The sequence below is a fragment of the Paenibacillus sp. ALE3 genome, from assembly GCF_054113405.1.
The window spans coordinates 2,725,685-2,752,068 of the sequence record NZ_CM134214.1 but is presented as its reverse complement, the minus strand read 5'-3'; the positions used below and the strand labels follow the sequence as shown (position 1 = coordinate 2,752,068).

General features: G+C 47.0%; 21 protein-coding genes. 16 read left to right on the top strand and 5 right to left on the bottom strand.

Annotated elements, in window-relative coordinates:
- The first annotated feature begins 134 nt into the window (after positions 1 to 134).
- The gene (locus ACXHJ2_RS11845) at positions 135 to 3,293 is read left to right on the top strand and encodes an S-layer homology domain-containing protein (RefSeq protein ID WP_165084332.1); all 3,159 of its coding nucleotides are present in this window, start codon (positions 135 to 137) and stop codon (positions 3,291 to 3,293) included.
- Positions 3,294 to 3,401: 108 nt separating this feature from the next.
- Here the strand turns inward: ACXHJ2_RS11845 and ACXHJ2_RS11840 are convergent, their stop codons facing one another.
- Positions 3,402 to 4,235, bottom strand: coding sequence for a class I SAM-dependent methyltransferase (locus tag ACXHJ2_RS11840; RefSeq protein ID WP_058831534.1), 834 nt, complete (start codon positions 4,233 to 4,235; stop codon positions 3,402 to 3,404).
- Between the two features lie 258 nt (positions 4,236 to 4,493).
- Between ACXHJ2_RS11840 and ACXHJ2_RS11835 the strand changes: the two genes are divergently transcribed.
- From ACXHJ2_RS11835 to ACXHJ2_RS11815, 5 genes are all read left to right on the top strand, one after another.
- On the top strand, positions 4,494 to 5,222 hold the full coding sequence (locus ACXHJ2_RS11835; protein WP_165084330.1) for a glycosyltransferase family 2 protein: 729 nt from the start codon (positions 4,494 to 4,496) through the stop codon (positions 5,220 to 5,222).
- 462 nt (positions 5,223 to 5,684) lie between these two features.
- Positions 5,685 to 6,038, top strand: a complete 354-nt coding sequence (locus tag ACXHJ2_RS11830; protein WP_165084328.1) for a hypothetical protein — start codon at positions 5,685 to 5,687, stop codon at positions 6,036 to 6,038.
- A gap of 512 nt (positions 6,039 to 6,550) precedes the next feature.
- The gene (locus tag ACXHJ2_RS11825) at positions 6,551 to 8,449 is read left to right on the top strand and encodes a hypothetical protein (RefSeq protein ID WP_457874846.1); all 1,899 of its coding nucleotides are present in this window, start codon (positions 6,551 to 6,553) and stop codon (positions 8,447 to 8,449) included.
- Positions 8,450 to 8,629: 180 nt separating this feature from the next.
- Positions 8,630 to 8,791 (top strand): hypothetical protein, encoded by a 162-nt coding sequence (locus ACXHJ2_RS11820; protein WP_238791177.1) that lies wholly within the window; start codon positions 8,630 to 8,632, stop codon positions 8,789 to 8,791.
- Positions 8,792 to 8,863: 72 nt separating this feature from the next.
- A complete protein-coding gene (locus ACXHJ2_RS11815; RefSeq protein WP_457874845.1) occupies positions 8,864 to 9,214 on the top strand; it encodes a hypothetical protein in 351 nt (116 codons plus the stop codon).
- A gap of 128 nt (positions 9,215 to 9,342) precedes the next feature.
- Here ACXHJ2_RS11815 and ACXHJ2_RS11810 read toward each other — a convergent pair whose 3' ends face one another.
- Positions 9,343 to 10,872, bottom strand: coding sequence for a glycosyltransferase (locus tag ACXHJ2_RS11810; protein ID WP_165084326.1), 1,530 nt, complete (start codon positions 10,870 to 10,872; stop codon positions 9,343 to 9,345).
- Positions 10,873 to 11,115: 243 nt separating this feature from the next.
- On the opposite strand from ACXHJ2_RS11810, the gene ACXHJ2_RS11805 reads away from it, so the two are divergent.
- The 10 genes from ACXHJ2_RS11805 (at position 11,116) to ACXHJ2_RS11760 (ending at position 23,197) form a co-directional block, all read left to right on the top strand.
- Entirely contained in the window at positions 11,116 to 11,982 is an 867-nt protein-coding gene (locus tag ACXHJ2_RS11805) for a glycosyltransferase family 2 protein (protein ID WP_165084324.1), read from the top strand.
- Between the two features lie 33 nt (positions 11,983 to 12,015).
- A complete protein-coding gene (locus ACXHJ2_RS11800) occupies positions 12,016 to 13,155 on the top strand; it encodes a DegT/DnrJ/EryC1/StrS family aminotransferase (RefSeq protein ID WP_165084322.1) in 1,140 nt (379 codons plus the stop codon).
- Positions 13,152 to 13,793 carry an acetyltransferase gene (locus ACXHJ2_RS11795; RefSeq protein ID WP_129549193.1) on the top strand — a complete coding sequence of 214 codons (642 nt, stop codon included), beginning with the start codon at positions 13,152 to 13,154 and terminating at the stop codon, positions 13,791 to 13,793. Before ACXHJ2_RS11800 ends, ACXHJ2_RS11795 begins: the two co-directional genes overlap by 4 nt.
- Before the next feature lie 306 nt (positions 13,794 to 14,099).
- Entirely contained in the window at positions 14,100 to 16,169 is a 2,070-nt protein-coding gene (locus ACXHJ2_RS11790; protein WP_165084320.1) for a bifunctional aldolase/short-chain dehydrogenase, read from the top strand.
- 391 nt (positions 16,170 to 16,560) lie between these two features.
- The gene (rhaI, locus tag ACXHJ2_RS11785; protein WP_165084318.1) at positions 16,561 to 17,781 is read left to right on the top strand and encodes an L-rhamnose isomerase; all 1,221 of its coding nucleotides are present in this window, start codon (positions 16,561 to 16,563) and stop codon (positions 17,779 to 17,781) included.
- Entirely contained in the window at positions 17,778 to 19,253 is a 1,476-nt protein-coding gene (gene rhaB, locus ACXHJ2_RS11780) for a rhamnulokinase (RefSeq protein WP_165084316.1), read from the top strand. Before rhaI ends, rhaB begins: the two co-directional genes overlap by 4 nt.
- Positions 19,254 to 19,273: 20 nt before the next feature.
- Complete coding sequence (locus ACXHJ2_RS11775) at positions 19,274 to 20,032, top strand: DeoR/GlpR family DNA-binding transcription regulator (RefSeq protein WP_013370978.1); 759 nt, start codon at positions 19,274 to 19,276, stop codon at positions 20,030 to 20,032.
- Between the two features lie 171 nt (positions 20,033 to 20,203).
- Complete coding sequence (locus ACXHJ2_RS11770) at positions 20,204 to 20,932, top strand: (Fe-S)-binding protein (RefSeq protein WP_064962305.1); 729 nt, start codon at positions 20,204 to 20,206, stop codon at positions 20,930 to 20,932.
- The gene (locus ACXHJ2_RS11765; RefSeq protein WP_165084314.1) at positions 20,929 to 22,449 is read left to right on the top strand and encodes a LutB/LldF family L-lactate oxidation iron-sulfur protein; all 1,521 of its coding nucleotides are present in this window, start codon (positions 20,929 to 20,931) and stop codon (positions 22,447 to 22,449) included. Before ACXHJ2_RS11770 ends, ACXHJ2_RS11765 begins: the two co-directional genes overlap by 4 nt.
- Positions 22,442 to 23,197 carry a LutC/YkgG family protein gene (locus ACXHJ2_RS11760; protein ID WP_165084312.1) on the top strand — a complete coding sequence of 252 codons (756 nt, stop codon included), beginning with the start codon at positions 22,442 to 22,444 and terminating at the stop codon, positions 23,195 to 23,197. The genes ACXHJ2_RS11765 and ACXHJ2_RS11760 overlap by 8 nt, the downstream gene beginning before the upstream one ends.
- A 15-nt stretch (positions 23,198 to 23,212) precedes the next feature.
- On the opposite strand, the gene ACXHJ2_RS11755 is transcribed toward ACXHJ2_RS11760, so the two are convergent.
- From ACXHJ2_RS11755 to ACXHJ2_RS11745, 3 genes are read right to left on the bottom strand one after another with little or no spacing between them, the layout of a single operon-like run.
- On the bottom strand, positions 23,213 to 24,319 hold the full coding sequence (locus ACXHJ2_RS11755) for a sensor histidine kinase (RefSeq protein ID WP_165084310.1): 1,107 nt from the start codon (positions 24,317 to 24,319) through the stop codon (positions 23,213 to 23,215).
- A 15-nt stretch (positions 24,320 to 24,334) separates the two neighbouring features.
- Complete coding sequence (locus ACXHJ2_RS11750) at positions 24,335 to 25,036, bottom strand: response regulator transcription factor (RefSeq protein ID WP_064962309.1); 702 nt, start codon at positions 25,034 to 25,036, stop codon at positions 24,335 to 24,337.
- Between the two features lie 49 nt (positions 25,037 to 25,085).
- On the bottom strand, positions 25,086 to 26,339 hold the full coding sequence (locus tag ACXHJ2_RS11745) for an acyltransferase (RefSeq protein ID WP_238791150.1): 1,254 nt from the start codon (positions 26,337 to 26,339) through the stop codon (positions 25,086 to 25,088).
- Between the last annotated feature and the right edge of the window lie 45 nt (positions 26,340 to 26,384).

The window sequence follows — 26,384 nt, the reverse complement described above, 5'->3', positions numbered from 1 at the left end:
ATATCCATCAGCCACATGATCATAATTTTATTTATAAGGAAGCAAACAGCGAGCAGATTGTTCAGAATTTGTTCAGTGACGACATTGTATAATACAAGCAGCAATCATAGATTTATTTCAATAGGAGGAAAGGTATGCATTTTTGCAAGTCTGCTAAACGATTCACATATGCATTGACAGCAGTATCACTAATCTTCTCATCGGCCATCTCGGTGGCAGATGCTGGTGCGGCACCAACCGCACAACCCAAATTAATCCAAGACGGAACATGGAGCAAGTCTGACACTTGGATGGATGCTCCAGAAAACTATGTTGGCAGGTCTTCAGACACAGTGTTAGGATATTACCGATCAGCGATTCAGTTTGAGATGCCCGAGCTGACTGGTAAGGTTGTAACGAAGGCAACCTTGCGCATTCATATCTCTTCCATCGGCTATAGCTATAACTTGAATCCTTTTTTGACCGTGTATGGATCGACTGCCGATGTTTGGAGCAACGAAGCTTTTCCACTGAACCCGACGGATCAGCCTTTGAATACGAAAACAGGCTCAGACCTTCAAGTAGGCTGGGTTGATTTTGATGTTACCCATTTTGTACAACAACAGACGGATGATATTGTCTCCTTTGCATTGCTTGCCAATGAAGAAGGGAACCCTGGAGACTATTCGGAAATTACATATTCAGCCGATGACAACGGCGTAGATATTCCCCAGTTGATATTGGAAACAGCAGCCCTGCCCGCTGTATCCAAAATGCCTGAGGTAGCTGCTGTAACTACTGAGGAAGATATCCCGACATCCAATCTAACCATTACACCAAACCCGCAAGATTCAACGGTAGTGACACATTATCAAGTTACGAACATTATCGGGGGCAAGCTGTATCATAGTGATGGGGTAACGGAGATTCCTGATGGAACTTTTATCACGGCAGCAGAAGCCAGCGATGGCGTGAGGTTTGTGCCTATGGCAAACGCCAACAATGCAGCGGGAGATACCTTCTCGTTCGATGTAAAGGCGGCTCAGAGTGCAACGGGGGATGGACTAAGCGATGCTACTAGGGCTGTTGTTCATGTTACGGAAGTAAACGATGCTCCGACAGCTCGAAACGAAACGCTATCCTCCATTTCAGAAGACTCAGGAGAGCGGACCATCCCTTTTGCAGAACTGCTTGCGCATGCGTCTGCTGGTCCGAATGAGAATGGTCAACATCTAACGATATCCTCAGTCAGCAGCATTGCAGGAGGGGCTGTACGTTTGGATGGAACCAATGTGATTTTTACACCTCAGCCGGATTTCAATGGAACCGCTAGCTTCTCTTTTACCGTCACCGATGATGGAACATCGAACGGCGTCTCAGTCCCGCAGTCGGTGGTCAAGCAAGCCTCCTTCGCGGTCAATTCTGTCGCTGACGTCCCTAATGTGACAGACGCTTTGACAGAGGAAGACAAGCAAAGCTTTGACGGACTGATCCTTACTCGTAATCAAGTGGATGGATCTGACGTGTCGTATTTTAGAATCTCAAACATTATTGGTGGAACCCTCTATAAAAACGATGGGGTAATGGAAATCCGAGATGGTCAATTCATTTCTGTAGGGGATGGCGAAACAGGGCTTAAATTTACGCCAAATCTTTATGCTAACTCTCCATCAGGTGATCATTTCAGTTTCGACGTACAATCATCGCTAGATATGGCTGGAACAAGGATCAGCGAGCCGAACCAAGCCAGAATCACTGTAAGTGAGGTAAACAACAGTCCGATAGCTGTGAATGATACACTGCCATCGTTATCGGCAAATGCAGGAGCACAATCTATCACTGTTGATGAACTCTTAGCGAACGACACGGCAGGCCCTGTGAATGAGAGCTTACAACATCTTAGCATCGCATCGGTAGAAAATGCGCAAGGTGGGACGGTAGTTCTAGACGGATCGGTTGTGTTATTCACTCCGAATTTAGACTACCAGGGCCCGGCAAGTTTTGATTATACTGTGATTGATAACGGCACAACCAACGGAGCATTAGATGTGAAGAGCTCGACAGCTACCGCTTCATTCTCTATCAACTCAGTACCAACGCCAGATCCAGTGCCAACACCAGATCCGGTGCCAACACCAGATTCGGTGCCAACGCCAGATCCGGTACCAACACCAGATCCGGTACAAACAGATGACAATTACACAGAATTGCGTGCTTCTATCAATAATAGAAAAATGCTAGTAGGAGATACAGAACGGGCTACAGCAAGCGTTGTAAAATCAGATTCGTCAGAGATTGATGTCAGTGAAAAAGCAACTTGGACTTCCAGCAATACGAATGTCGCTACGGTTAATCAGGGAGAGATTAGAGCACTTTCAGAAGGGAACACGGTAATTTCCGCCACATACAGCGGATATAGCTTTAACGTTCCAATTACCGTAACAGCTGTTACTGCTCCCGCACCCAATAATGCTGGCAGTGATTCCAGTAGTTCCAGCGGTAGCGGGTCTGGCCATCGAAACAGTGACCATTCTAGCGATGATTCCAGCAGCAATACGGCAACATCAGCTGTATCATCTTCATCGGTAACTGTATCTAAAGAACCAGTAGCTGTACCTGAAGAACTGGTGACTGAACCAACTGTTCCTGTGCAAGACATATTCAACAGTAACGTAGTGGTTGCAGACAACAAAGTACTGCAGAATATAAAATCTAAAGCAGAATCTGCTTTAAATTCTTCTACTAATGTTAAACCGTCAGACCTACAAGGACATTGGGCAGAAAAGACGGTCGACACGTTTTCAAAGCTGGGTATCGTAAATGGATATAAGGATGGCAGTTTCAGACCTGATGGTGAAATTACCCGTGCAGAGTTTTCTACTATCATCTCTAGAATCTTCGATATTAGTGGTGGAAACCAGCCTGTGGTTTTGAACGATATTGGGGATCACTGGGCGCAGGATGCCATAACAAAACTGACCACAGCAGGAGTATTAAACGGTTATGAGGACGGTACATTTAGACCAGACCAAACGATCGTTCGTCAAGAAATGGCTGCCATTTTGGCGCGGATCTTGGATTTAGACCGATTGAAAAAGGACACCTCGAATGAAAAAAGCTTCACCGACCTGTCCACTTCTTTTGCAGCTGATACGATTAAACAATTAGCACAAGCTGGTGTGCTTTCGGGTATAAGTACGAGTCAGTTTGGACCTAAGTATCATGCGTCACGTGCTGAAGCCTTGACTTCGATTTATAATGCACTTAGTTTGAACAGCGAAATTAAAACCGTATTGGAAAGTTTGGAGCAGTAATCTGGAATGATGTAGAGGCGAGCCTATGTGGCTCGTCTTTTTGGTTGAGAAGCAACGTGACAACTGTTATGTTGTACAACAATCCATCAACCATATAGTTGATGAGCTTTAAGACTTGGTACCTACGGCAAGCATATGCGGGCTCATACCGATCACGGATTCCTGCTCTTCAACCTGTTGTGCTATATCCAGCAAACGTCTGCGATGGGAGGGAATCGCCCATTTTTCTTCAAATCCGGGTGCAATCCAGACGGGGCCTTCCACACCCAAAACACGAGGCTCCTGCAATCCAGCCGCCTGCCAGTCTGCACGCAAGGCATCCGGTGTATGAAAGTAGGAGCGTGTGATAAAAGAGGGATAAGCCGCCGGTCGTACATGCTGACCATCTGTTAACTCCTGTCTGACCATATCCATGAATGCATCTTCCTCTAAAATGGTATTGCACTCGCCGTACACCGATAGCCCCCACAGTAACGAGCCAAACCTGGAAATAGCCGAAGTAATCAGCGTTCCCCCCTTTTTTAAGACACGCGCTGCTTCTTGCAGGGCTTTTACTCGTTCCTTCTGTTCTGTTAAATGATATAAAGGTCCCATCAATAGCACGATGTCCGCGCTTTCATCTTTACGATCAATATTTCTGGCATCTGCGGTTTCCAGCTTGCTGATAATGGGTTTATTCAGTTGCTGCTGACGAGCAAATTCAATGGCTTGCGAAGAAAGATCAAATAGATGAACTTCATATCCCAGTTCTGCCAGCCACGAAGAGTAGACCCCTATACCGCCGCCGATATCATAAATAACATGAGTGGACTTGCTGAGATAACGGGAAATGATTTCTTTTGATCTTTCCAGCTCTATTTTTCCGATGCCTCGCTCTAATCTGCCTATTTCTGCACCGCCATCATAATAAGCCAGAATTTCATGCGTATCTTTTTCGAACATAGTGCATCTCACCTCATATGATTGGAATAATATAACAATAGCACTAACATCAAGAACAAGTCTACCGTACCTTTGAAGAGGTATCCACTTTTACCAACTATGAACTTAGGATACCTATAAAAAGCCAATTTGGGGTCCGGGTTGGCTTTTGCTAAGCAGTAAAGCTCATCATCCACGATTTGAACCCCACAAATATAAATTGCATATATTATCAAGCAAGTCGATCCATAAGATATGAGTTTGAGAGGGGAAGAATACGTGATCATACATGTATACGCATTATGCTGGAACGAAGAAAAGATGCTCCCGTTTTTTTTTAAGCACTATGATAATATAGCCGACCAATATTACATTTTCGATAATGACTCGACTGATAATTCTATATCCATGTTAAAGGCACATCCCAAAGTAAATATGAATAGATTTGAGATCGAAGGTAATTCGGTCGTGAGATCAGCACAAGATCTATTCAACCAATGTTGGAAAGAAAGTAGGAATAAGGCAGACTGGATTATTATCTGTGACGTAGATGAACATTTTTATCACCCTAACCTTAGAACATATTTGCAGGAATGTACTTCGAAAGGGATAACATTGATTGTCCCTAATGGTTATGAAATGGTTTCTGATTTTTTTCCTAATAGCCAGCAACCATTATATGAAACGGTAAGGAATGGTGTAAGAAGTCAAACGTACGATAAGCCTCAAATATTTAATCCAAGTGCGATTCAAGAAATAAATTTTAGCCCTGGTAGGCATACTGCTGAACCTGCTGGGAATGTAATAAAGCCATCTAATAATGAAGTACTATTGTTACATTATAAATACTTGGGATTTGACTATCTGAATTCACGTTTCTCAGCCTTGAAACAAGGGCTACGGGAAGGGGATACCACTAATCGATGGGGATTTCACTATTTGTGGGATGAAAAACAAAAAATGGGACAATTTAAGGATTTAAAAAATAGATCTGTAAGAGTGTTGTAGCATGAGCTGTTGTCGCAAGTGACATTTGTAAGTAACTATTATAACCTTCACTGTTTCTGTGTAAACGTGCTTGCAAGAGAGTATAGTTTATTTGAAATTGATCTACAAGGATAAAGGCACTTTTTTCTCAGGGTGCCTTTATCCTTTTTTATGGTTGGAAAAGAAATTGGTGAATCAGCTTGCTTAATGCTCGGTCACTGCCTTTTAATATCCCCAGAATTAAAAACGGCTTGAATAAGTAAATATCTATTTTAATTTTAATAGGTAAACAAACAATCATATGTAACAAGTTATTAATATGATACATGGAGCTACATTAATCCCTATTCTGTTCTATATAGATTGAACTTTAAAAAATATAGTAGATAAAGGTCTAAATATATTTTTTAGTTCAATATATATATAGTATTTTTATATAATATGGATTTGTAGTTAATAAATAGAAAAGGAGAGATGAACTTAATGGCTGTATTATCAACTGGACCTATTGAGAATAGTCCTGTTAGTGGGATCAGGCCTATTCAGCAGGTTACCGTTAAAATAATTAACCGTGATTTGGTCAATTCTTCAACTATTTTAATTCAGGGCTACATTTTAAATGGTTTACGAACATTGTATGTACTAGAACAAATAGCTTTAGCCCCCAATGCAGTTGTTACGAGAAATTATCTAGCGAACTTCGACGCATATGAATTCGTTTTTAACACAAGCGGTTTAGCAGAAGAAAGTACTGATATTTCAGTTTGGGGAAAAAACGCGAGCGGTACAATCATTGATGTTCAGCGTATTGTTGCGGATGAGCAACTAGGGTCTTAAAACTCAACATATGTATAGAGATAGAACCACAATCGCAGCAAATGGTTGAGACATAAAATAGAGGGAACAGGGTCTTGAGAAAGATCGTTGTTCACAAAAATAATTTGCTTTTTACTAGAGAGGAGGGAGTACCTAAATGGCAGTATTATCAACTGGACCCATTGCAAACGATCCTGTTCTAGGAGTCAGACCCACCCAACTGGTCACTGTAAAAATAGATAACCGAGATTCTGTAAATTCTTCTACTGTTTTAATTGAGGGTTTTATTTTAAACGGTAGCAGAACATTATATGTACAACAACTAGTGGCAGTGGGGCCCAATGTGGTTTTAACTAGGAATTTCTTTGCAGGTTTCGACGCATTTGAATTCGTGTTTACCACAAGCGGGCCAGCAGAGGATGAAACTCAAATTTCTGTTTGGGGTAAAGATGCATTGGGGCAATTAGTACCTGCGCATCGGTTAGTATCTGATGAACTTTTAGGAACCGATCAAGGCGTCCAAGGACCTCAGGGTGTTCAAGGACCTCAAGGTGTTCAAGGGCCTCAGGGTGCTCAAGGACCTCAAGGTGTTCAAGGCGTCCAAGGTGTCCAAGGACCTCAAGGTGTTCAAGGGCCTCAGGGTGCTCAAGGTGTTCAAGGCGACCAAGGACCTCAGGGAGTTCAGGGAGCCCAAGGCGACCAAGGACCTCAGGGAGTTCAGGGAGCCCAAGGCGACCAAGGACCTCAGGGTGTTCAGGGAGCCCAAGGCGATCAAGGACCTCAGGGAGTTCAGGGAGCCCAAGGCGACCAAGGACCTCAGGGTGTTCAGGGAGCCCAAGGCGACCAAGGACCTCAGGGTGTTCAGGGCGTTCAAGGGGACCAAGGACCTCAGGGAGTTCAGGGAGCCCAAGGCGACCAAGGACCTCAGGGTGTTCAGGGCGTTCAAGGGGACCAAGGACCTCAGGGAGTTCAGGGAGCCCAAGGCGACCAAGGACCTCAAGGAGTTCAAGGAGCCCAAGGCGATCAAGGCCCTCAGGGTGTTCAAGGAGCCCAAGGTGACCAAGGCCCTCAGGGTGTTCAAGGAGCCCAAGGTGACCAAGGCCCTCAAGGAGTTCAAGGAGCCCAAGGAGACCAAGGACCTCAAGGAGTTCAAGGAGCCCAAGGCGACCAAGGACCTCAAGGAGTTCAAGGAGCCCAAGGCGACCAAGGACCACAGGGTGTTCAGGGAGCCCAAGGCGACCAAGGCGATCAAGGACCTCAAGGCGTTCAAGGAGCCCAAGGCGACCAAGGACCACAGGGTGTTCAGGGAGCCCAAGGCGATCAAGGACCTCAGGGTGTTCAGGGAGCCCAAGGCGATCAAGGACCTCAGGGAGTTCAAGGCGTCCAAGGCGATCAAGGACCTCAGGGAGCTCAAGGCGTTCAAGGCGACCAAGGACCTCAAGGCGTTCAAGGCGTCCAAGGCGACCAAGGACCTCAGGGAGTTCAAGGCGTCCAAGGCGACCAAGGACCTCAAGGTGTTCAAGGTGTCCAAGGCGACCAAGGACCTCAGGGAGTTCAAGGCGTCCAAGGCGTCCAAGGCGACCAAGGACCACAGGGTGTTCAGGGAGCCCAAGGCGATCAAGGATCTCAGGGTGTTCAAGGCGTTCAAGGCGACCAAGGACCTCAGGGTGTTCAAGGCGTTCAAGGTGACCAAGGACCTCAGGGAGTTCAAGGAGCCCAAGGTGACCAAGGACCTCAGGGAGTTCAAGGAGCCCAAGGTGACCAAGGACCTCAAGGCGTTCAAGGTGACCAAGGACCTCAGGGAGTTCAAGGAGCTCAAGGCGACCAAGGACCTCAGGGAGCCCAAGGCGACCAAGGACCTCAAGGCGTTCAAGGTGTCCAAGGCGACCAAGGACCTCAGGGAGTTCAGGGAGTCCAAGGCGATCAAGGACCTCAGGGAGTTCAGGGAGCCCAAGGCGACCAAGGACCTCAGGGAGTTCAGGGAGCCCAAGGCGACCAAGGACCTCAGGGTGTTCAGGGAGCCCAAGGCGATCAAGGACCTCAAGGCGTTCAAGGAGCCCAAGGTGACCAAGGACCTCAGGGAGTCCAAGGCGACCAAGGATCTCAGGGTGTTCAAGGCGTTCAAGGCGACCAAGGATCTCAGGGTGTTCAAGGCGTTCAAGGCGACCAAGGACCTCAGGGTGTTCAAGGCGTTCAAGGTGACCAAGGACCTCAGGGAGTTCAAGGAGCCCAAGGTGACCAAGGACCTCAGGGAGTTCAAGGAGCCCAAGGTGACCAAGGCCCTCAAGGCGTTCAAGGAGCCCAAGGCGACCAAGGCCCTCAAGGCGTTCAAGGCGTCCAAGGCGACCAAGGCCCTCAGGGTGTTCAGGGAGCTCAAGGCGACCAAGGACCTCAAGGTGTTCAGGGCGTCCAAGGTGCTCAAGGCCCTCTAGGTCCACAAGGTGTTCAAGGCCCTCTAGGTGCTCAAGGCCCTCTAGGTCCACAAGGTGCTGAAGGCCCTCTAGGTGCTCAAGGCCCTCAAGGCGACCAAGGCCCTCAAGGAGTTCAAGGCGTCCAAGGCGACCAAGGCCCTCAGGGAATTCAAGGAGCTCAAGGCGACCAAGGTCCTCTAGGTGCTCAAGGCCCTCAAGGCGACCAAGGCCCTCAAGGGGTTCAAGGCGTCCAAGGCGACCAAGGACCTCAAGGAGTTCAAGGCGTCCAAGGCGACCAAGGACCTCAAGGAGTTCAAGGCGTCCAAGGCGACCAAGGCCCTCAAGGCGACCAAGGTCCTCTAGGTGCTCAAGGCCCTCAAGGCGACCAAGGCCCTCAAGGGGTTCAAGGCGTCCAAGGCGACCAAGGTCCTCTAGGTGCTCAAGGCCCTCAAGGCGACCAAGGCCCTCAAGGGGTTCAAGGCGTCCAAGGCGACCAAGGACCTCAAGGAGTTCAAGGAGTCCAAGGCGATCAAGGACCTCAGGGAGTTCAAGGCGTCCAAGGCGACCAAGGACCTCAAGGAGTTCAAGGCGTCCAAGGCGATCAAGGACCTCAGGGAGTTCAAGGCGTCCAAGGCGACCAAGGACCTCAAGGAGTTCAAGGCGTCCAAGGCGATCAAGGACCTCAGGGAGTTCAAGGAGACCAAGGCATTTTGTAAGCTTAAGGTCAAGGTATATTTAGAGGACTCAAAAGTTATTTATAACTTTTGGGTCCTTTTTTTGTTTTAAGTTAATATTTTGCAGTTCTGCTGTAAAAAAAACCTTTGTCGAAGCTCCATGGAAATAATTCCAAGAGACTTCGACAAAGGCATTGGAAAATAATTGTTGGCCAATATTCTATTCAGCATTGTTGTAATTTAGGGCAACACAACCACTTTCTCTTTACAGGACGCAACAAATTTTGCATATTGAATACAAGTTTCTAATGAATCATTTGGCTCCATAGGCCACCATCGTATGGCTCCCCTGGGAGCTTTGGAGGCATAGGTTTCGATTTCTGATGGAATTCGACCTACAACCACAATTTCGATCTCCCTAAAGTTGTTTTCAATGCCCTTTTGGAGTGTCTTATTTAATTGCGTATGCTCTATTTCAGGGCAGGAATGGGGGATAGGGAACAATATCGAGAATCTTGAGGTATCTTCTTGAATAACGTGAGCAGATTTCCGGGCAGGATCATCTGTAGAAGTCTCCCATATACGACGATAAGGCAATAGCTGTGGTAAATCGAATTCTTTCAATCTCATTTGAATCCTTTGAAAATTAGATCTATATAGTTCCCCTACAAGAATCTGAATCTGCTTATTTCTGAGGAATGTAGTGTTATTTCCTTGTTCGTTACGATATTGGATATATATCAAATCGGGGATGTTTACAAATTTAGTGCAAAGAAACGTCCGGACCAGCATATCGTAATCATCTGCTACCAGTAGTTCATTGCGATGGCCTCCGATCAGATGATAACAGTCCCTCGTCCACGCACGTGGATGATTGGGTAAACCGACCAGATGACGAATGGTTTTGCCATTAATGGTCGTATGTTTTTGTACATTTTGCCATCTGTTCATATCATGCAGCCAGACTCGATAATGAACACTGTAACCAAAGCCACAATCCCAGCCGTACCAATGCGCATGATTGCTCCCTGCATACACCTCAGCGCAATCCCCATAAACAAAGCCACAGTCAGGGTTTTGTTGAAATGCTTTGACGATTTTCTCTAGGCAGTCAGGAGTTAGCTCATCATCATGATCAACTTCTACTAAAATTTCCCCTGTACATAGACCGGCTGCAAACCTTTTGATAGCCCCTATATAACCATTGCGGGAATCTTGGCGGTATCTTCGCACACGGTGATCCTCTAAAGGTAGTAAATACTCCTTGTATGTCTCATCTTCATCACCGGAATCATCCACGATTACCCATTCCCAGTTCTTGTAGGTCTGCTTTAATAAAGATTGATAAGGTCGTTGAATTTTTTCTTTTGATCTGTAACTGGCAGTAAACACGGATATTAAAGGTGTGTTTGAAGAGAAATGTGTTGGAGGAATCGTTCTATTCTCCGGAAGAGGATCTGTTGCCCTAAGCCAGCAGAAAAATAAATGCATAGGTTGAATTTCGCCTGGTGATTGGAAGTGTAACCAGCGTTTTTTTTCGTGACCAGGTAACGCTTTTAGTGCTGAAAATTCTCCCCACTCTTCTCCGAGCGAGACGTAAACCCGAGGCTTTTGGAGGCTATTGTCTATAAGTGGTTGATCAGGTTCATACAAGTTTATTGTAATGTGATTTTCTTCCAATCTATCTATCAATTCTTTTACATGATCCTTTAAAACCTTCTTCGATACAAATAAATGAGCTGTCAGTAGCGGAGTGAAATTCAATGACATGATCATTCCCCTTTACCAGTTTCGAACACCAACGAGAGGGAGGTGCCGATTCAGACGTTAGTATTGTTTTTATTGAAACATCCATTTTCCCGGCATCATTTTATTTCTCAGCAATATATATGTATATGTATGTGTATGTGTTCGGGGATGTGAGGAAAATGCCAGCCCATGTGAACATAGCAAATTAAATCGTTTGAAACCTCCGGCGTAGACACCTAAGCATAAAGGAAAGGTGGAGTAAGCGTGCAATGCCCATTAGTAAGTGTAGTTATACCTGCATATAATCGGCCGTATACACTAAAAATCGCCATTGACAGTGTATTGGAACAAACTTATCCGAACATCGAAATCATTATCTGTGATGACAGTACAACGAATGAAGTACAAGAAATGCTTGATTCTTATTTAGATTCTTTTCCCCAAATTAAATATTATAAAAATGATAAAAATCTTTTTCTCGAAAATTGGCATAAATGTTTTGATTTGGCGTCAGGTGAATATATCAATTATTTGATGGATGACGACAAGTTTCAAAAAGAAAAAATAGCAAGGATGATCTATTTTTTTGAAAATTTCGAAAACATCACACTGGTTACCTCGTATCGGCAAACCATGGATGAATCAGGGAGGATTCTCCCACCGCTCTATGCAACGGAAAGGCTGTACGAGGAAACAAGGATCATGGACGGAAGAATGTTGGCAAACGTTGCATTAACTCGTTGTTTAAATGTGATTGGGGAACCTACAACAGTGTTTTTCAAAAAAGCAGATCTTATCGAACGGTTTGGGGTTTATAAAGGAAAACAGTATTCTCTTCTTAATGATTTAGCTTCCTGGTTGAACTTACTATCCAAAGGAAAAGCAGTTTATATTCCTGAAGCACTAAGCTATTTCCGAATACATCCCAATCAAAATAATCAGACGCTTGGTCAAAATGCGTTTACGGAATGGTTAGATATTATGATTGCCTCAAGAGATGATGGATTTCTTGATACTGATGATTTGTTTAAAACTGCACTTCGTGCTTATCAGGAACGTATAAGGGGGCGTCCACAATTTGTTGCAGATATCGAGCGAATTGAAATGATATTAAAAACATTGGAATCCTAGTCTGCTCATCCCATATGCGAAGGAGGCTGGATCATGTTCGATATTCCCTTTTTACGACCTAATTTAGTAAAAAAGGAACGATTTATTTCCAATTTTGAGAAAATAGAAGAGACCCGGATTTACTCCAATTATGGTCCCTTAAATAACCTGTTTGAAGAGCGGGTCATTGCGCAAATGTTTGATGGAATCGGTTCGGCTGTGACCGTTCATAACGCTACTATTGGCTTGATTTTGGCGATCGCCCAAAGCAAGCGACCACAGGGCAAATATGCAGTTATGCCAAGTTTTACTTTTGCGGCCACCCCACTTGCTGCTGAGTGGTGTGGGTTAGAACCCTACTTCCTTGACATTGAACCGGGGAATTGGCAAATGAATAGGGAGCAGTTAGAGCAGACAGTCAAGCTGCTGGGAGATGAGATTGCGGTAATCGTTCCATATGCCACTTTCGGTACAGCCATTGATTTATCCGTATATAATAAGCTGCAGGAACAGGGAATTCCGGTAGTCATTGATGCTGCTGCCAGCTTTGGAACGATAACACCCGAGGAAGCCACCCATTTTGGCAAAGGTTTTGGAGGAGCCGTAGTATTCAGCTTTCATGCCACCAAATCTTTTGGTATCGGAGAGGGTGGATTGGTATACAGTCTGGACCAAGATCTCATTAAGCGAATTCGTCAGGCAGGGAATTTCGGTTTCTCCAGCAGCAGGGAGTCTGTCACCCAAGGTCTTAACAGTAAGATATCCGAGTATACCGCTGCTATCGCTTTAGCCACTCTCGATCATTTTAAGACTGTACGGGAGAACAGAAGGACGATCTACGAATATTATCTTCAAGAACTGCTTCAAGCAGACTTAATAGAACGAGGATGGTCTATACAAAAAACGCAAGGATCGGTTGTCCATCAATTTATCCCTCTCCTTAGTCCGGATTCACACACGAATCAAGAGGTCGTTAAGTTATTAGCCTCTAATTCAATAGAAGCCAGAACCTATTTTTCTCCGGCGTGCCATCAGCAGAAGCAGTTCCAAAGCTATACGCGGTCTACTCTTCATGTTACCGAACATATTGCCAAACATATTGTCAGCCTGCCCTTGTGGGAGGAACTGGACGAGATTATTGTTCGAAGAATTGTAAACGTTCTAGGAAGCCTGGGAAAAGAGAGAACCGGATGAGGAAAATCGTGATTTGGGGATCGGGCGGACATGCAAGGGAAATCAACTGGTTATGTGAAGAGCTGGGAGTGCAAGTGGCAGGTTTTTTGGACGAACGACCTGAGATGAAAGGGCAGATCGTAAATGGCGTTCCTGTACTGGGGACGTTGAATGACATTGAAGCGTTAAAATATGAGGTGGAGCTGATCTGTGCGGGGGTGGGTGACCCGGCATTAAAAAAGCGATTCGTTAATAATACAATTCAATCGGGATTTCGTATCGCAGCTCCGCTAATACATCCCCGTATCCGTTTGTCTCGAAGAAACACCATTGGAGAAGGAAGCATGGTCTTTGAAGGGGCTGTCCTGTCGGACAATATTAAGATCGGACAGCATGTAATTATCAATCGGAGTGTTAACGTGAGTCATGATGCGGTTATTGGCGATTATGTAACCATAGCCCCCGGTGTGAATCTGGCAGGCAATGTAACCATAGATGAGGGTGCCTATATCGGCATTGGTGCCTCGGTACGGGAGAAACGTCACATTGGTTGCTGGTCTATGATCGGTGGGGGGGCCTTTGTTAAAGAGGATATACCCGAATTTACCATGGCTGCAGGTGTACCAGCAGTCGTTAAAAAACAACTTGATATGTTCTGAGCTTCCTTCCTTTAAAATAGAGCGTAATCAAATTCGCAGCAATATGCTTGGCAATGAAGTGATTTACCTGTCAAAAGGCTGTACCGGAAAAAGGTTCTTATGACCTGACCCCGGCACGGCCTTATTATATTTTAAGCTAGACGATATATTCGTGTTACATATGGATAAAATTAAAATTTATTTTTTGATTATTTTTGTATTTTATATTTTCAAATTAAAACAAAAGTGTTATAGTCTCCATAAACAAAAATATCCACCTTAATAAAACAATTCAAAATCAAAACAGAACTTGGAGGTCTTTTTCCTATGGTACAAAGTCTATGGAATTCTTCACAAGCATCTGAGCAGAAAAGCACGCTGGAACAACTCGTATACCGTTCTAACCTGATTGGCACAGATAGGAGCGTGTGCAACTGGGGAGGCGGCAATACTTCGGCCAAAACAACGATACAGGATTTCCGCGGGCGTGAAGTGGAAGTGATGTACGTTAAGGGTAGCGGTTCCGATCTTGCAACAATGAAAGCGCATAACTTCACAGGGCTTCGTATGGAGGATATTCATCCACTGTTTGAACGGGAAGATATGTCTGACGAGGATATGGTCGCATATTTGGCGAACTGTATGATAGATGCCAAGCATCCGCGTGCTTCAATTGAGACACTACTACACGCATTTTTGCCTTTTAAGCATGTCGATCATACACATCCGGACGCGATTATCAGCTTATGCTGTGCGCATAACGGCAAGGAAATCGCTAAGGAAATTTTCGGTGATCGTTTTGTATGGGTACCCTATATCCGTCCCGGCTTTAAGCTGTCGAAAATGATTGCCCAAGGGGTACTCGATCATCCACAAGCTGAGTTGGTATTGATGGAAAAGCATGGCCTGGTTACGTGGGGAGACACATCCGAAGCGGCTTATGCCAAAACGATCGAAATCATCCAAGAAGCAGAAAGCTATATTAAAGCTCACCAAGAGGAAAAGCAGGGGTTTGGAGGCGCAAAATATAAAGCGCTTACTTCAGAGGAGCGCCGCAGCATAGTGTCCCAGGTCATGCCATCCGTCCGGGGTGCAGTCAGTGATGAGAAAAAGATGATCCTCACCTTTGATGACGCGGAGGATGTGTTGGAGTTTGTGAACGGCCTGGATTCTAGTGCTTTATCCCAGGTTGGAGCAGCATGCCCGGATCATCTGGTTCATACCAAAATGAAACCGCTCTATGTAGATTGGACACCGGATATAGAGGATGTTGAGGGGCTGAAAGTTAAGCTTGCCGAGGGTATAGCAGCCTATAAAGAGCAGTACCAAGCTTATTTCGAGCGTAATCGACATGAAGGAGACGTGAGATTTGAAGCAGCGCCGCGTGTAATCTTGATTCCGGGTGTAGGGATGATCAACACAGGCAAAAGCTGGAGTAATGCACAGGTAAGCGGTGCCTTATATCATCGTGCTATTGCTGTCATGCGAGGAGCAACGGCATTAGGGGAGTTTGTTTCGCTCAGTGAAAATGAATCTTACAACGTGGAATACTGGCCGCTGGAGCTTTACAAGCTGTCACTGGCGCCAGCAGAAGCGGAATTTTCACGCAAAATTGCGTTCATTACAGGCGGTGCAGGCGGAATAGGCAGTGCAACCGCACGGCGTTTGGTAGATGAAGGTGCGCATGTCGTGTTGGCAGACCTCAATCTGGAAGGTGCACAAAAGGTAGCCGCAGACATAAACAGCAGTTACGGTGAAAACCGTGCCATCGCCGTAAAAATGGATGTGACGCAGGAAGATCAGATTCAGGCTGCCTATGCCGAAACGGCGCTAACCTATGGTGGTGTAGATGTTATCGTAAACAATGCAGGTCTTGCTACATCCAGTCCATTTGATGAAACGTCATTAAAGGAATGGAATTTAAACGTGAACGTGCTGGGAACAGGCTATTTTCTGGTCGCACGCGAAGCGTTCAAGCTGATGAAGGAACAGACGCTTGGCGGCAGCATGGTGTTCGTCGGCTCCAAAAACTCGGTCTATGCAGGTAAAAATGTAACGGCCTACAGCTCGGTCAAGGCGCTGGAGGCGCATCTGGCCCGTTGTATTGCCGCAGAAGGTGGGGAATACGGTATCCGCGTAAACACCATTTTGCCGGATGCAATTTTGCAAGGCTCGGCGATCTGGAACTCCAATTGGCGTAACGAGCGAGCCGCTGCCTACGGCATCGAGCCAGACCAGCTGGAGGAGCATTACCGCAAGCGAACGACGCTGCTGGTCAACATCTACCCGCAGGATATCGCAGAGGGCATTGCCTTTTTCGCCTCATCCAAAGCGGAGAAAACGACCGGATGTATGCTGACTATCGACGGCGGCGTCCCAGCAGCCTTTACACGCTAGGAAGAAGAGGCAGTTAATAGAACACTTAGGATCATAGCGAACTAATTTAATGTACTAATTTACTGCAATAATCCAGGCCACAAGCCCATAGTACGAAGAGGTTTTTAATTAGTTTCAAACACGTAAATAAGTTGTGTTAACTTGTTTACGCGCGAATGCCTTTATATACACGCTAACACTTTAAAATAAAAGTGACTTTATGGGTGGTCAGCAGCGGAGCGGATGGAATCGTTCTGAAGAAGCGTAGCGTTCGCCTTTATCCCCGGATTTTCACCTTTAATATGTTCTATAAAATAAAAAAAATCTGGGGATAACAGCGATCGGAAGAATGATCCAGACGCGAAGCGGCCTCCCCCCCCATAACTCACTTACTTTTCAAGGAGGAACCACGATGAGTGACAAAGCGTACGCCTTATTTGAGGAGCAGCAACAACAACGGGGTATTGACCTGGAGCAAGTAAAGACCAAGCTGAAAGCGCTAAGCATAGAAACACCGTCCTGGGGATATGGCGACTCAGGTACACGTTTTAAAGTCTTTCAGAAAACGGGCGTGCCGCGTGATCCGTTCGAAAAGCTGGAGGATGCCGCACAGGTTCATGCCTTGACAGGCTTGTGTCCGTCCGTTGCCATTCACATCCCGTGGGATAAAGTAGACAATTACGGTAAGCTTCGCAGTCATGCCGAAAGTCTTGGCCTGAAGATTGGGGCCGTAAATCCCAATCTGTTTCAAGACGAGGACTACATGCTCGGTAGTGTTACGAATGTAGACCCGGCAATCCGCCGCAAGGCTATCAACCATTTGCTGGAATGCGTGGATATTGCAAAGGAAACGGGCTCCAACGATTTTAGCTTATGGTTCGCAGACGGAACGAATTATCCCGGTCAGGGGGACATTCGCAAACGCAAAAATTGGATGTTGGAGGCACTCAGCGAAATGTATAAGGCGCTCACGCCAGACATGCGTATGCTGATTGAATACAAGGCGTTTGAGCCGGCCTTTTACCATACGGATATTGCCGATTGGGGCATGGCGTACCATTATGCGACCAAGTTAGGGCCGCAGGCACAGGTGCTGGTGGATACAGGGCATCATCTGCCGGGGGCCAACGTGGAGCATATTGTTGCGTTTTTAATGGATGAGAAACGACTGGGCGGCTTTCATTTTAACAGTTATAAATATGCGGATGATGATTTGATCGTGGGTTCTGCCAATCCGTATGAGCTGTTTTTAATCTTTTACCAAATTTTGAACGCAGCTCAGGATGTTGATGCAGATATCCGCCATACCGTTGATAAAATTGCTTATTTGATCGACCAGTCGCACAATATCGAACCCAAAATTCCGGCCATGATTCGCTCGGTACTGAATGTGCAGACTCAATATGCGAAGGCACTCTTGATTAATCATGCAGAGGTGGAGGAAGCTTCGAGCCGTCAGGATGTGCTGGGTGCGGAGGATGCGGTACGCCAAGCATTTGAGTTTGATGTGGCCCCGTTGCTTAAAGCGATCCGTGAAGAGCAAGGATTACCTGCAGATCCAATGAAAGCCTACTTGGCGTCTGAGTATGGTACGCAGATTTTGCAAAGAGGCAAGGGTGGTGCGAGCTGGTGAGCATCCTCGCTTATGATTTGGGGGCAAGCAGCGGCAGGGTTCTACTCGGAAAATTGACAGATTCACGTATCGTGGTGGAAGAAATCCACCGCTTTTCCAATGATCCGGTCAAGGTTGGAGAGCGTCTGCACTGGGATATATTGCGTCTCTATCACGAGGTTCAGCAAGGATTGCTCAAAGCCAAGCATATGGGAATGAATCCATCCAGCCTGGCGATTGACTCCTGGGCGGTCGATTTTGGACTGATTGGAGAAACCGGAGAATTGCTGGGCAACCCTTATCATTATCGGGATTGGCAGACCCATGGAGTAATGGAAAAAGTACAGGAACAACTGGGAAAAGCGTTTATTTTCCAGCGTACAGGCATTCAGTTTTTGACGTTTAATACGATTTATCAGCTGGCTGCTATGCGAAACGCAAGATCACCCTTGCTAGAGCAGGCGGAACATTTCCTGATGATCCCTGATTTGCTGCGGTATTTTCTGACAGGTGAAATGTATCATGAGTTTTCGAATGCAACCAGCACGCAATTGTATCATCCGTTACAGCAAAAATGGGATGATGAGCTTTTGTCCGGAATCAACATTCCCCGCTCTTGGTTTGGAGAGGTACTGGAGCCGGGAAGTGTTGCAGGTACAATCCGTTCATCGGTCATGACGGATCTGGGCATTGGAGCGATTCCTGTGATTGCAGTAGCAGAGCATGACACAGGATCAGCAGTGGCGGCCGTGCCTGCGCTGGAGCGGTCCTTTGCGTACTTGAGCTGCGGAACATGGTCCCTGATGGGAACGGAGACCGCACAGCCAGTAATCAATGATGATACGCTTCGATTTAATTTTACAAATGAAGGCGGCGTGGGCCGAACCTACAGGTTGCTAAAAAATATCATGGGGCTGTGGATACTACAGGAGGCGTGCAGAGAGTGGGAGCGGCAGGGAAACTCTTATTCCTTTCCTAAATTGGTTCATATGGCAGAACAGGCTCCAGCGTTCACTTGTTTGATTGACCCGGATGATGAACTGTTTTTGCATGCTGGAGATATGAAAACACGCATACGCCAATACTGCCGCAATACCGGGCAGCCATTGCCGGAAACGCCGGGCGAAATTACACGCTGTATTCTGGAAAGTCTGGCGTTAAAGTATCGTTACATTTTGGAGCTTACAGAACGAGTGTCAGGACAGCGTTTTAATGGCTTGCATATGGTCGGCGGCGGGATTCAAAATCGCTTGCTGTGCCAATGGACGGCCAACTCGATTCAAAAACCCGTATGGGCGGGCCCCGCAGAAGCGAGCGCAATCGGCAATCTTGCGGTACAATGGATGACACAGGGAAAGTTCGCCGATATATGGGAAGCACGCCGGGTCATTGCGGATTCGATTACCGTAGAGGAATATGAACCTGCCGAGTCAGAAGCGTGGGAGGATGCCTACGGACAGTTCCGGCGGGTGACAGGACTTTTTGTACATTAAAGATGTGGAGTGAGATTGCCATGCTGGTCGCAGAAAGATATGAGATGATTGTGCAGCTCGTGAATGAAAGAGGAAGCATACGGGTGTCCGAATTGAGTGAGCTGTGTAAAGTAACGGAAGAAACGATTCGTCGCGATCTGGATCGTCTGGAGCAGGCGGGACGACTACGCCGTTCACATGGGGGAGCGGTTAGTGTCAAAAACGAGCAGCCTGAAACGCCCTATGCGGTACGGGAAATTATGAACGCAGAGGAAAAGCGTCGGATTGCTGAGGAAGCGGTCAAGCAGATTCAGCCGCATGATCGCATTTTGCTGGATGCCAGTACGACTGCCTGGTATATGGCGTCCAGTCTGCCGGATATTCCTTTAACGATACTGACGAATTCGATTCGGGTAGCTACAGAGCTGGCAGGTAAGGAAAAAATCGAGGTTATTTCGACGGGAGGTCAGCTGCTTCAACGTTCACTATCGTTCGTAGGCCCGCTCGCAGAGCGTTCATTAGAAACTTATTATGTAGATAAGCTGTTTTTTTCCAGTCAGGGAGTTCATCTGGATCGTGGCATTAGTGAATCGAATGAGCTGCAAGCTCGTTTGAAGCAGAAAATGGTCAGCATTGCAGATCGCGTGATTTTACTGGCAGATGCGAGCAAATTCGGGCAGCAGGCGTTTACACATGTGGTGAACTTGTCGCAAGTGTCCGAAATTATCACAGATTCGCGGTTGTCGGACCCGATTCGCAGTCAGCTCGCAGAGCTGTCCATCCCGGTTACGATTGTGTAAGCATGTAGTTTCCGGGGTGAGGTCGCTCTGCGGTTCATTTGATCTTACGATCGCTGTTGCAGCGGGATTATCTTGGATAATGTAAAACCTTTATTCAGGTAAGAATCCCGCTGCAAGCTATGCTTATGATGAAAGTTTTCTTTTGGAAAATGGACGGAAGGGGTGTGTCGTATGAAGGTATCTTTATTTATTACCTGCCTGAGTGATGCGATTTATCCCAAGGTAGGGGAAGCGATGGCCCGCTTGCTTGCCAGATATGGTGTCGAGCTGGAATTTCCCAAGGTGCAGACATGCTGCGGGCAGCCGTCCTACAACAGCGGCTATTGGGATGAAACAAGGGCTGCTGCAAAAACGATTTTGAAAGCGTTTAATGACAGTGATTTTGTCGTAGCTCCTTCCGGTTCCTGCACATTTATGATTCATCATTACCCGGAGTTGTTTAAGGGTGAGCCTGAGTGGCTGGATTCGGCACGGAGGCTGGAGCAAAAGACGTATGAGTTTACACAATTTATGGTACAGGTGCTTGGCGTGACCGATGTGGGCGCGTCTTTTCCTCATACGGTAACCTACCACCCGTCTTGTCATGGAACACGTTTGCTCGGCGTAAAAGAGGAACCGATGAAGCTGCTTGGCAGCGTAAAGGGTTTGCAATTAGTGCCGCTTCCTTTTGCTGAGGACTGCTGTGGGTTTGGTGGTACTTTTGCGGTGAAAATGCCCGATATTTCGGGAGCGATGGTGACTGAAAAAGTGGACCATATCAGGGAGACGGAAGCTGAGGTGCTGGTCGGACTGGACATGGCCTGTTTGATGAACATCGCCGGAAATCTCAGATATCGGGAAGATCCAGTTCGGGTAATGCATCTGGCAGAGCTGCTGTATGAAGGGGTGAAGCACGAATGACCGCTGTACATACCCATTCTATGAAGCAAAAGGTCAAAGAACGTGCAGAGCTGGCTCTGAATGACGATTTTCTACGGAATGCAGTTCGTTTCACTACCGAGCGACTGCGCAACGGTAAACGGGTAGCTTCTGAGCAGCATGGAAATTGGGAGGAATGGCGTGAGCGGGGGCGCCAAATTCGGCTTCATACCATTGCCCATCTGGACTATTACTTAAATCTATTTGTAGAAAATGCCCGTGCCAACGGGATGCATATCCATTTTGCCGACACAGCTGTGGATGCTGTACGCATTACACTGGACATTGCTGCGCATAATCAAGCACGTTCTGTCGTCAAATCCAAGTCGATGGTGTCGGAGGAGCTGCATTTGAATCAGGCGCTGGAAGGTGCGGATATCGAGACGATTGAAAGTGATCTCGGTGAGTACATTATTCAACTGGCAGGAGAGGCGCCATCTCATATCGTAATCCCTGCGATTCACAAAAACCGTTATCAGATTGCCGAGCTGCTGTCTAAAGAAGCGGGGGAGGAGTTGTCCGCAGATACGACGATTTTGGCGGGCTTTGTCCGCAAAAAGCTGCGTGAAAAGTTTCTAGATGCGGATATTGGCATGACAGGCTGCAATTTTGCCATTGCTGAGACGGGTTCCATGGTCCTGTTTGAAAATGAAGGCAACGCTCGTATGGTTTCCACTCTGCCCAAAACGCAAATCACACTGATGGGTATGGAGCGGATTATTCCATCCTGGACAGATTTGGAGGTGATGGCTACATTGCTGCCACGCTCGGCTACCGGACAAAAGCTGACTATGTATATGTCGGGGATTTCAGGACCCCGGCGCAGCCAGGATGCCGATGGACCGGAGGAAATGCACATTATCATCGTAGATAACGGGCGTTCGCTTCAGCTAGGAAATCCCGAATTTCAGGAGCTGTTAAATTGTATTCGCTGCGGTGCTTGTCTGAACGCTTGTCCGGTGTACCGACACATTGGGGGACACGCGTATGGCGGGACATACAGTGGTCCTATTGGTGCAGTGCTTACGCCTGCCCTTCACGGCAACATCGAAGAGTGGAACGATATAGCGAGTGCGTCTAGCTTGTGCGGGGCGTGTTATGAAGCCTGTCCGGTCAAAATACCACTGCATGATATGCTGGTTTATTTGCGTAGACGCAAGGTGGAGGAGGGAAAAGGGGATAATCTAGAGACGGCAGCGATGAAAGGTTTTGCGTCAGTAGTTTCCAGCTCAAAGCGATTCGCTGCGGCGATCCGACTCGGACAGATCGCACAGAAAGCGGTCGTTCGTAAGGGAGAAATTACTTTTAAGCTTGGCCCCTTAAAAGGCTGGAATACGTACCGTGTGGCCCCTAGTCTGGCAAAAAAGTCCTTCCGTCAGCACTGGAACACACTGGCGCGTGAGCTGGAGCAGGAACGCAAGGTCATGCATCCGGACATTCTCAGCCGAATGGAGACGATCTTGGCGGATAGAAGAAAAGGAGGGATGCAGCATGAATGAACAGCGTAATCCTTCTGCGCATGCAAAAGCGGAGCATGAGGCGTGGCTTCATCAAATGCAATCAGAATCCCGTGTCAAGCAGGCACGCTTTATGGAGGGCATTGCAGCGCGCCTCAAGCGTCCGCGGCAGACGGAGCCACCGATGCAGCCGTTTCGCGGCGCACCAGCGTTTTGGCACGAATTCGAATGGAGTGGGGAGCAGCGCATCGAGGAGTTCACCGCCAACTTTACAAGTGTTGGCGGACATGTCGTGCGTCTGCCGGATCTGAAGGAGACGGCAGACTGGATCGCGAACAAAGCGCGAGAGCTGGGAGCGGCCTATATCGTCCGGCAGAATGAGCCGGACCTGGATGCACTCCAGTTGGAAGCAGCGCTGCCGGAAGTCCGACTGTCGGTGTGGAACACCGATCCAGCCGAAGACTGGAAGGCACGCGCCGCGGAGGCCGATATTGGCATTGTCATAGCCGATGAGGCCGCCGCCTATACCGGCTCGGTAGCAGTGCTATCCTCGCCGGAGAAGGGGCGCTCGGTCAGTCTGCTGCCGACCGTGCTGATCATTCTCCTGCCCGTGGAGCGTCTGCGAACACGACTGGGCGAGATTTTAAGTCGCTTTGACGAAGCAGGGCGCGAGCAATTGCCCGCAGGCATTCATTTTATTACTGGACCGAGCCGCTCGTCCGATATTGAAAATGACTTGACGATCGGCGTACACGGACCGGGTATCGTTTATACGTTGTTGATTGGTTAGCGTTACACTGCCCGTCTAACGGGTACGATAGAGCGGAAAACGGGTTTCAAAATCCGTTTGTCTGCGATTGCTCCTAACCGAAATGCGGCCATTGTGCAGCTCGGTAATGCTTTTGGTAATGGCAAGACCCAGCCCGGTGCCTCCGGTTTCCTTGGAGCGTGATTTGTCCACTCGATAAAACCGTTCAAACAGATGCGGGACATCTTCCGGTGGAATCGGGGCACCGTAGTTGGTGCAGATCACTATCGCTTCATCGCCTTCACGTCCGATGGTGATATCGAAACGTTTGCCATCCTTTCCATATCGAATCGCGTTGGAAAATAAATTTTCATACAGGCGTACCAGCTCGTCCGTGTCGGCCAATATCCGCACAGGTTCAACGATTCGGACACGATAAGACATGTCCGCCTGTTCCAGTGAGGGTACAAATTCCTCAGCAAGTTGAGTGAGCAATTTGCCGAGGTCTACAGGCTCCAGCTCCAGAGGCAGGCTACCACCGCTCACACGCGTGTACTCAAACAATTCGTCGATCAGCTTTTTCAGCGTCAGCGATTTTTCATAAGCAATGTTTACATAGTAGCGCAGCTCAATTTCGTCCCGGTAGCGGTCGGCTTCAATATACTCCAAAAAGCCAATCACAGAGGTTAGCGGGGTGCGAAGATCGTGGGATACGCCAGTGATCAGGTCGTTTTTAGCTTTGGCGGAAGCCCGTTCTTCTTCTAGTGAGAGACGGAGCTTGTCTGCCATGGTATTCATATTTTTCGCCAAGCTTGCCAGCTCATCCGCTGAAGATACCGGAATCGAATAGGATAGATTTCCGTCCGCGAACTTCTGCATCCCTTTCGTAATCTCGCGTAGATAGCCGATCGTATTTTTGGTAAAAAGGAAAAAGAAATAAATATATAAAGGCAGCCCGCTCACCAGCATGATCAGTGAGGAACCAATATGATTTACGGTCCAGCGGATCAGCCGGGTGCCGAAAAATGAACGGGAGGGATTCAGCCATAACAGCAAAGACGCTCCATAATAAAACACCATTAAAATCAGTCCAGTTAAAGTGAAGGCAGCAAGGCTAAGAGCTGCCAGCTTCCATCCCAGCGTATCATATCGTTTTGCCTTCAAGACGCAAGTCCTCCATTAATCAAATTTTTCCATTTTATAGCCGATGCCCCACACTGTTTTCAGGTATTTGGGCTTTCTCGGATCAGTCTCAATTTTCTCGCGAATTTTACGCACATGAACCATTAGCGTGTTGTTGGATTCCAGATATTGCTCCTTCCAGACCTTCTCATAAATCTGCTCCATGCTCAGCACTTGCCCCCGGTGTCGAGCCAAAAGCTCAACAATGGCGAATTCACGCGGAGTCAGCTTTACGGATTCACCAGCGAGAGTGACCTCATGCGTAACAGTGTTAATGGAGAGTTCATCCAGTACCATTTCATGCTCCAATACAGGAGAGGAATGGGTATACTTCCGTACTCTACGTAGCTGGGATTTGATGCGTGCCACTAGCTCCAGCGGGCTGAACGGCTTGGTGACATAATCATCGGCCCCAACGCTAAGCCCTGTAATTTTGTCCATATCTTGTCCCTTCGCAGACAACATAATGATCGGAAAATGCTCGGTTTCCCTGATTTTCATGCAGGCTTCAATCCCGTCCATGTTGGGCATCATCACATCCAGCACCATCACATCTATCTGTTCCCGATTAACCTGCTCCAGCGCTTCCAGTCCGTCCCGTGCCATGAGCAAGCGATATCCTTCATTTTCTAAATATATTTGCATGAGCTTAATTATTTCAGGTTCATCGTCTACTAATAAAATGGTTCCGTTATGCATGGCCCGCGCACCCTTTCTGTTCTTTCCAGCAGTATACAATATGGGCGTATTATATATCTTTTTGGCGGTGGAGGCTATGGACACTCTTCTCAGATCGTTTGTCGGGTATCATCAGCCTTTGAATAGTAACGTTTAAGGGCGAAGACATATGCTCTTCTTGCTTGAAGTTCCTTTTTCCTGTACCCGGTAGCTGACCGAACAAAATCCACGCACATGGCAGGAAGTGGGCGATGAACGACACGACGAGCCAAGAGCAAAGAAGTGCACAGAAAAAACCTCCAGCGTACCACACATGAATAAGCTGCGGCGAACCGATGTGTGGTGAAAACTGCCGATACAGGAGCAGGAAAAACGGATGGATGAGATACACCCCAAAGGACAGGGTACCCAGACGTTCCAGCTTGCGAATGACAGTGGAATGTTGTCTCCTATACATGAGAAAGGAAATCTGTAACAATACCAGCGTACTAGACAGGCTGTACATATTATACATAAGCTCAAAAACCAGCGAATTGTATGAGGTTCCATACATTCTATTTTCATACCACATATAGACATGAATGATGGCTGAAATCAGCCATAAAGCCCAAATTGCAATCCAGGTCAGCACGCTGACAAAGCTTCGTTCCCCCTTACGCATCAGAAACCAAGTTCGGAGCTGGGGATAATAGTAACCGAGAGCAGCGCCCAGCATGTAACAGGCCACATAGGACAGCGCCCAGCTGCCTTTATTTTGAACCTGAAAGAGAAATTTATTGCTAATTATAAATGCCCACTGTACCAGCAGCCCAATGACAATAGACCATTGCGGAAATTGTCGATAACGCTGGAACAGCCACAGTACGCATGGAAATGCAAGATAGAATTGCATCATGATAAAAATATAATATAAATGGGTGTAGGCTTTGCCTGTGACCAGCTTCAGAGCAAAACTTTCCGCTAGTGTAGTTATACTCCATGGTTCGTTACTGCCAGCCATAAGGGACAGGATGAAATAAAAGAGAGAGAACATGACATAAGGTACGAGAATATATAACAATCTCTGCTTATAAAAGCGGCTCAAAAGCTGTCGTCCCATTGGACGATCCTTATAGTTGTAGAACAGCACCATGCTGCTAAGCGCGATAAATATAGGGGTACCATACTTCATCAACACATTGAGCGCATTATATACAACATAAAGGCTGGAATGTGTAAGTTGAACCGTTGCATAAGAAGTGGCATGTACCATTAAGACGGCTAAAATCGCCATGGCTCTGACCAACTGTAATTCGGGAATTCTTTCTTTGGTCGTAGCCTTCATAAGCTTCATTTCCTTTCAGTAGTGAACTGTATCTTGTTGAACTCT

What these genes read in the sequence shown, in the direction of transcription:
- ACXHJ2_RS11845 (WP_165084332.1), top strand. Translation starts at nt 135, where the DNA reads ATGCATTTTTGCAAGTCTGCTAAACGATTCACATATGCATTGACAGCA.
- ACXHJ2_RS11840 (WP_058831534.1), bottom strand. Translation starts at nt 4,235, where the DNA reads ATGTTCGAAAAAGATACGCATGAAATTCTGGCTTATTATGATGGCGGT.
- ACXHJ2_RS11830 (WP_165084328.1), top strand. Translation starts at nt 5,685, where the DNA reads ATGGCTGTATTATCAACTGGACCTATTGAGAATAGTCCTGTTAGTGGG.
- ACXHJ2_RS11810 (WP_165084326.1), bottom strand. Translation starts at nt 10,872, where the DNA reads ATGTCATTGAATTTCACTCCGCTACTGACAGCTCATTTATTTGTATCG.
- ACXHJ2_RS11800 (WP_165084322.1), top strand. Translation starts at nt 12,016, where the DNA reads ATGTTCGATATTCCCTTTTTACGACCTAATTTAGTAAAAAAGGAACGA.
- ACXHJ2_RS11795 (WP_129549193.1), top strand. Translation starts at nt 13,152, where the DNA reads ATGAGGAAAATCGTGATTTGGGGATCGGGCGGACATGCAAGGGAAATC.
- ACXHJ2_RS11790 (WP_165084320.1), top strand. Translation starts at nt 14,100, where the DNA reads ATGGTACAAAGTCTATGGAATTCTTCACAAGCATCTGAGCAGAAAAGC.
- rhaI (WP_165084318.1), top strand. Translation starts at nt 16,561, where the DNA reads ATGAGTGACAAAGCGTACGCCTTATTTGAGGAGCAGCAACAACAACGG.
- ACXHJ2_RS11775 (WP_013370978.1), top strand. Translation starts at nt 19,274, where the DNA reads ATGCTGGTCGCAGAAAGATATGAGATGATTGTGCAGCTCGTGAATGAA.
- ACXHJ2_RS11770 (WP_064962305.1), top strand. Translation starts at nt 20,204, where the DNA reads ATGAAGGTATCTTTATTTATTACCTGCCTGAGTGATGCGATTTATCCC.
- ACXHJ2_RS11765 (WP_165084314.1), top strand. Translation starts at nt 20,929, where the DNA reads ATGACCGCTGTACATACCCATTCTATGAAGCAAAAGGTCAAAGAACGT.
- ACXHJ2_RS11760 (WP_165084312.1), top strand. Translation starts at nt 22,442, where the DNA reads ATGAATGAACAGCGTAATCCTTCTGCGCATGCAAAAGCGGAGCATGAG.
- ACXHJ2_RS11750 (WP_064962309.1), bottom strand. Translation starts at nt 25,036, where the DNA reads ATGCATAACGGAACCATTTTATTAGTAGACGATGAACCTGAAATAATT.
- ACXHJ2_RS11745 (WP_238791150.1), bottom strand. Translation starts at nt 26,339, where the DNA reads ATGAAGGCTACGACCAAAGAAAGAATTCCCGAATTACAGTTGGTCAGA.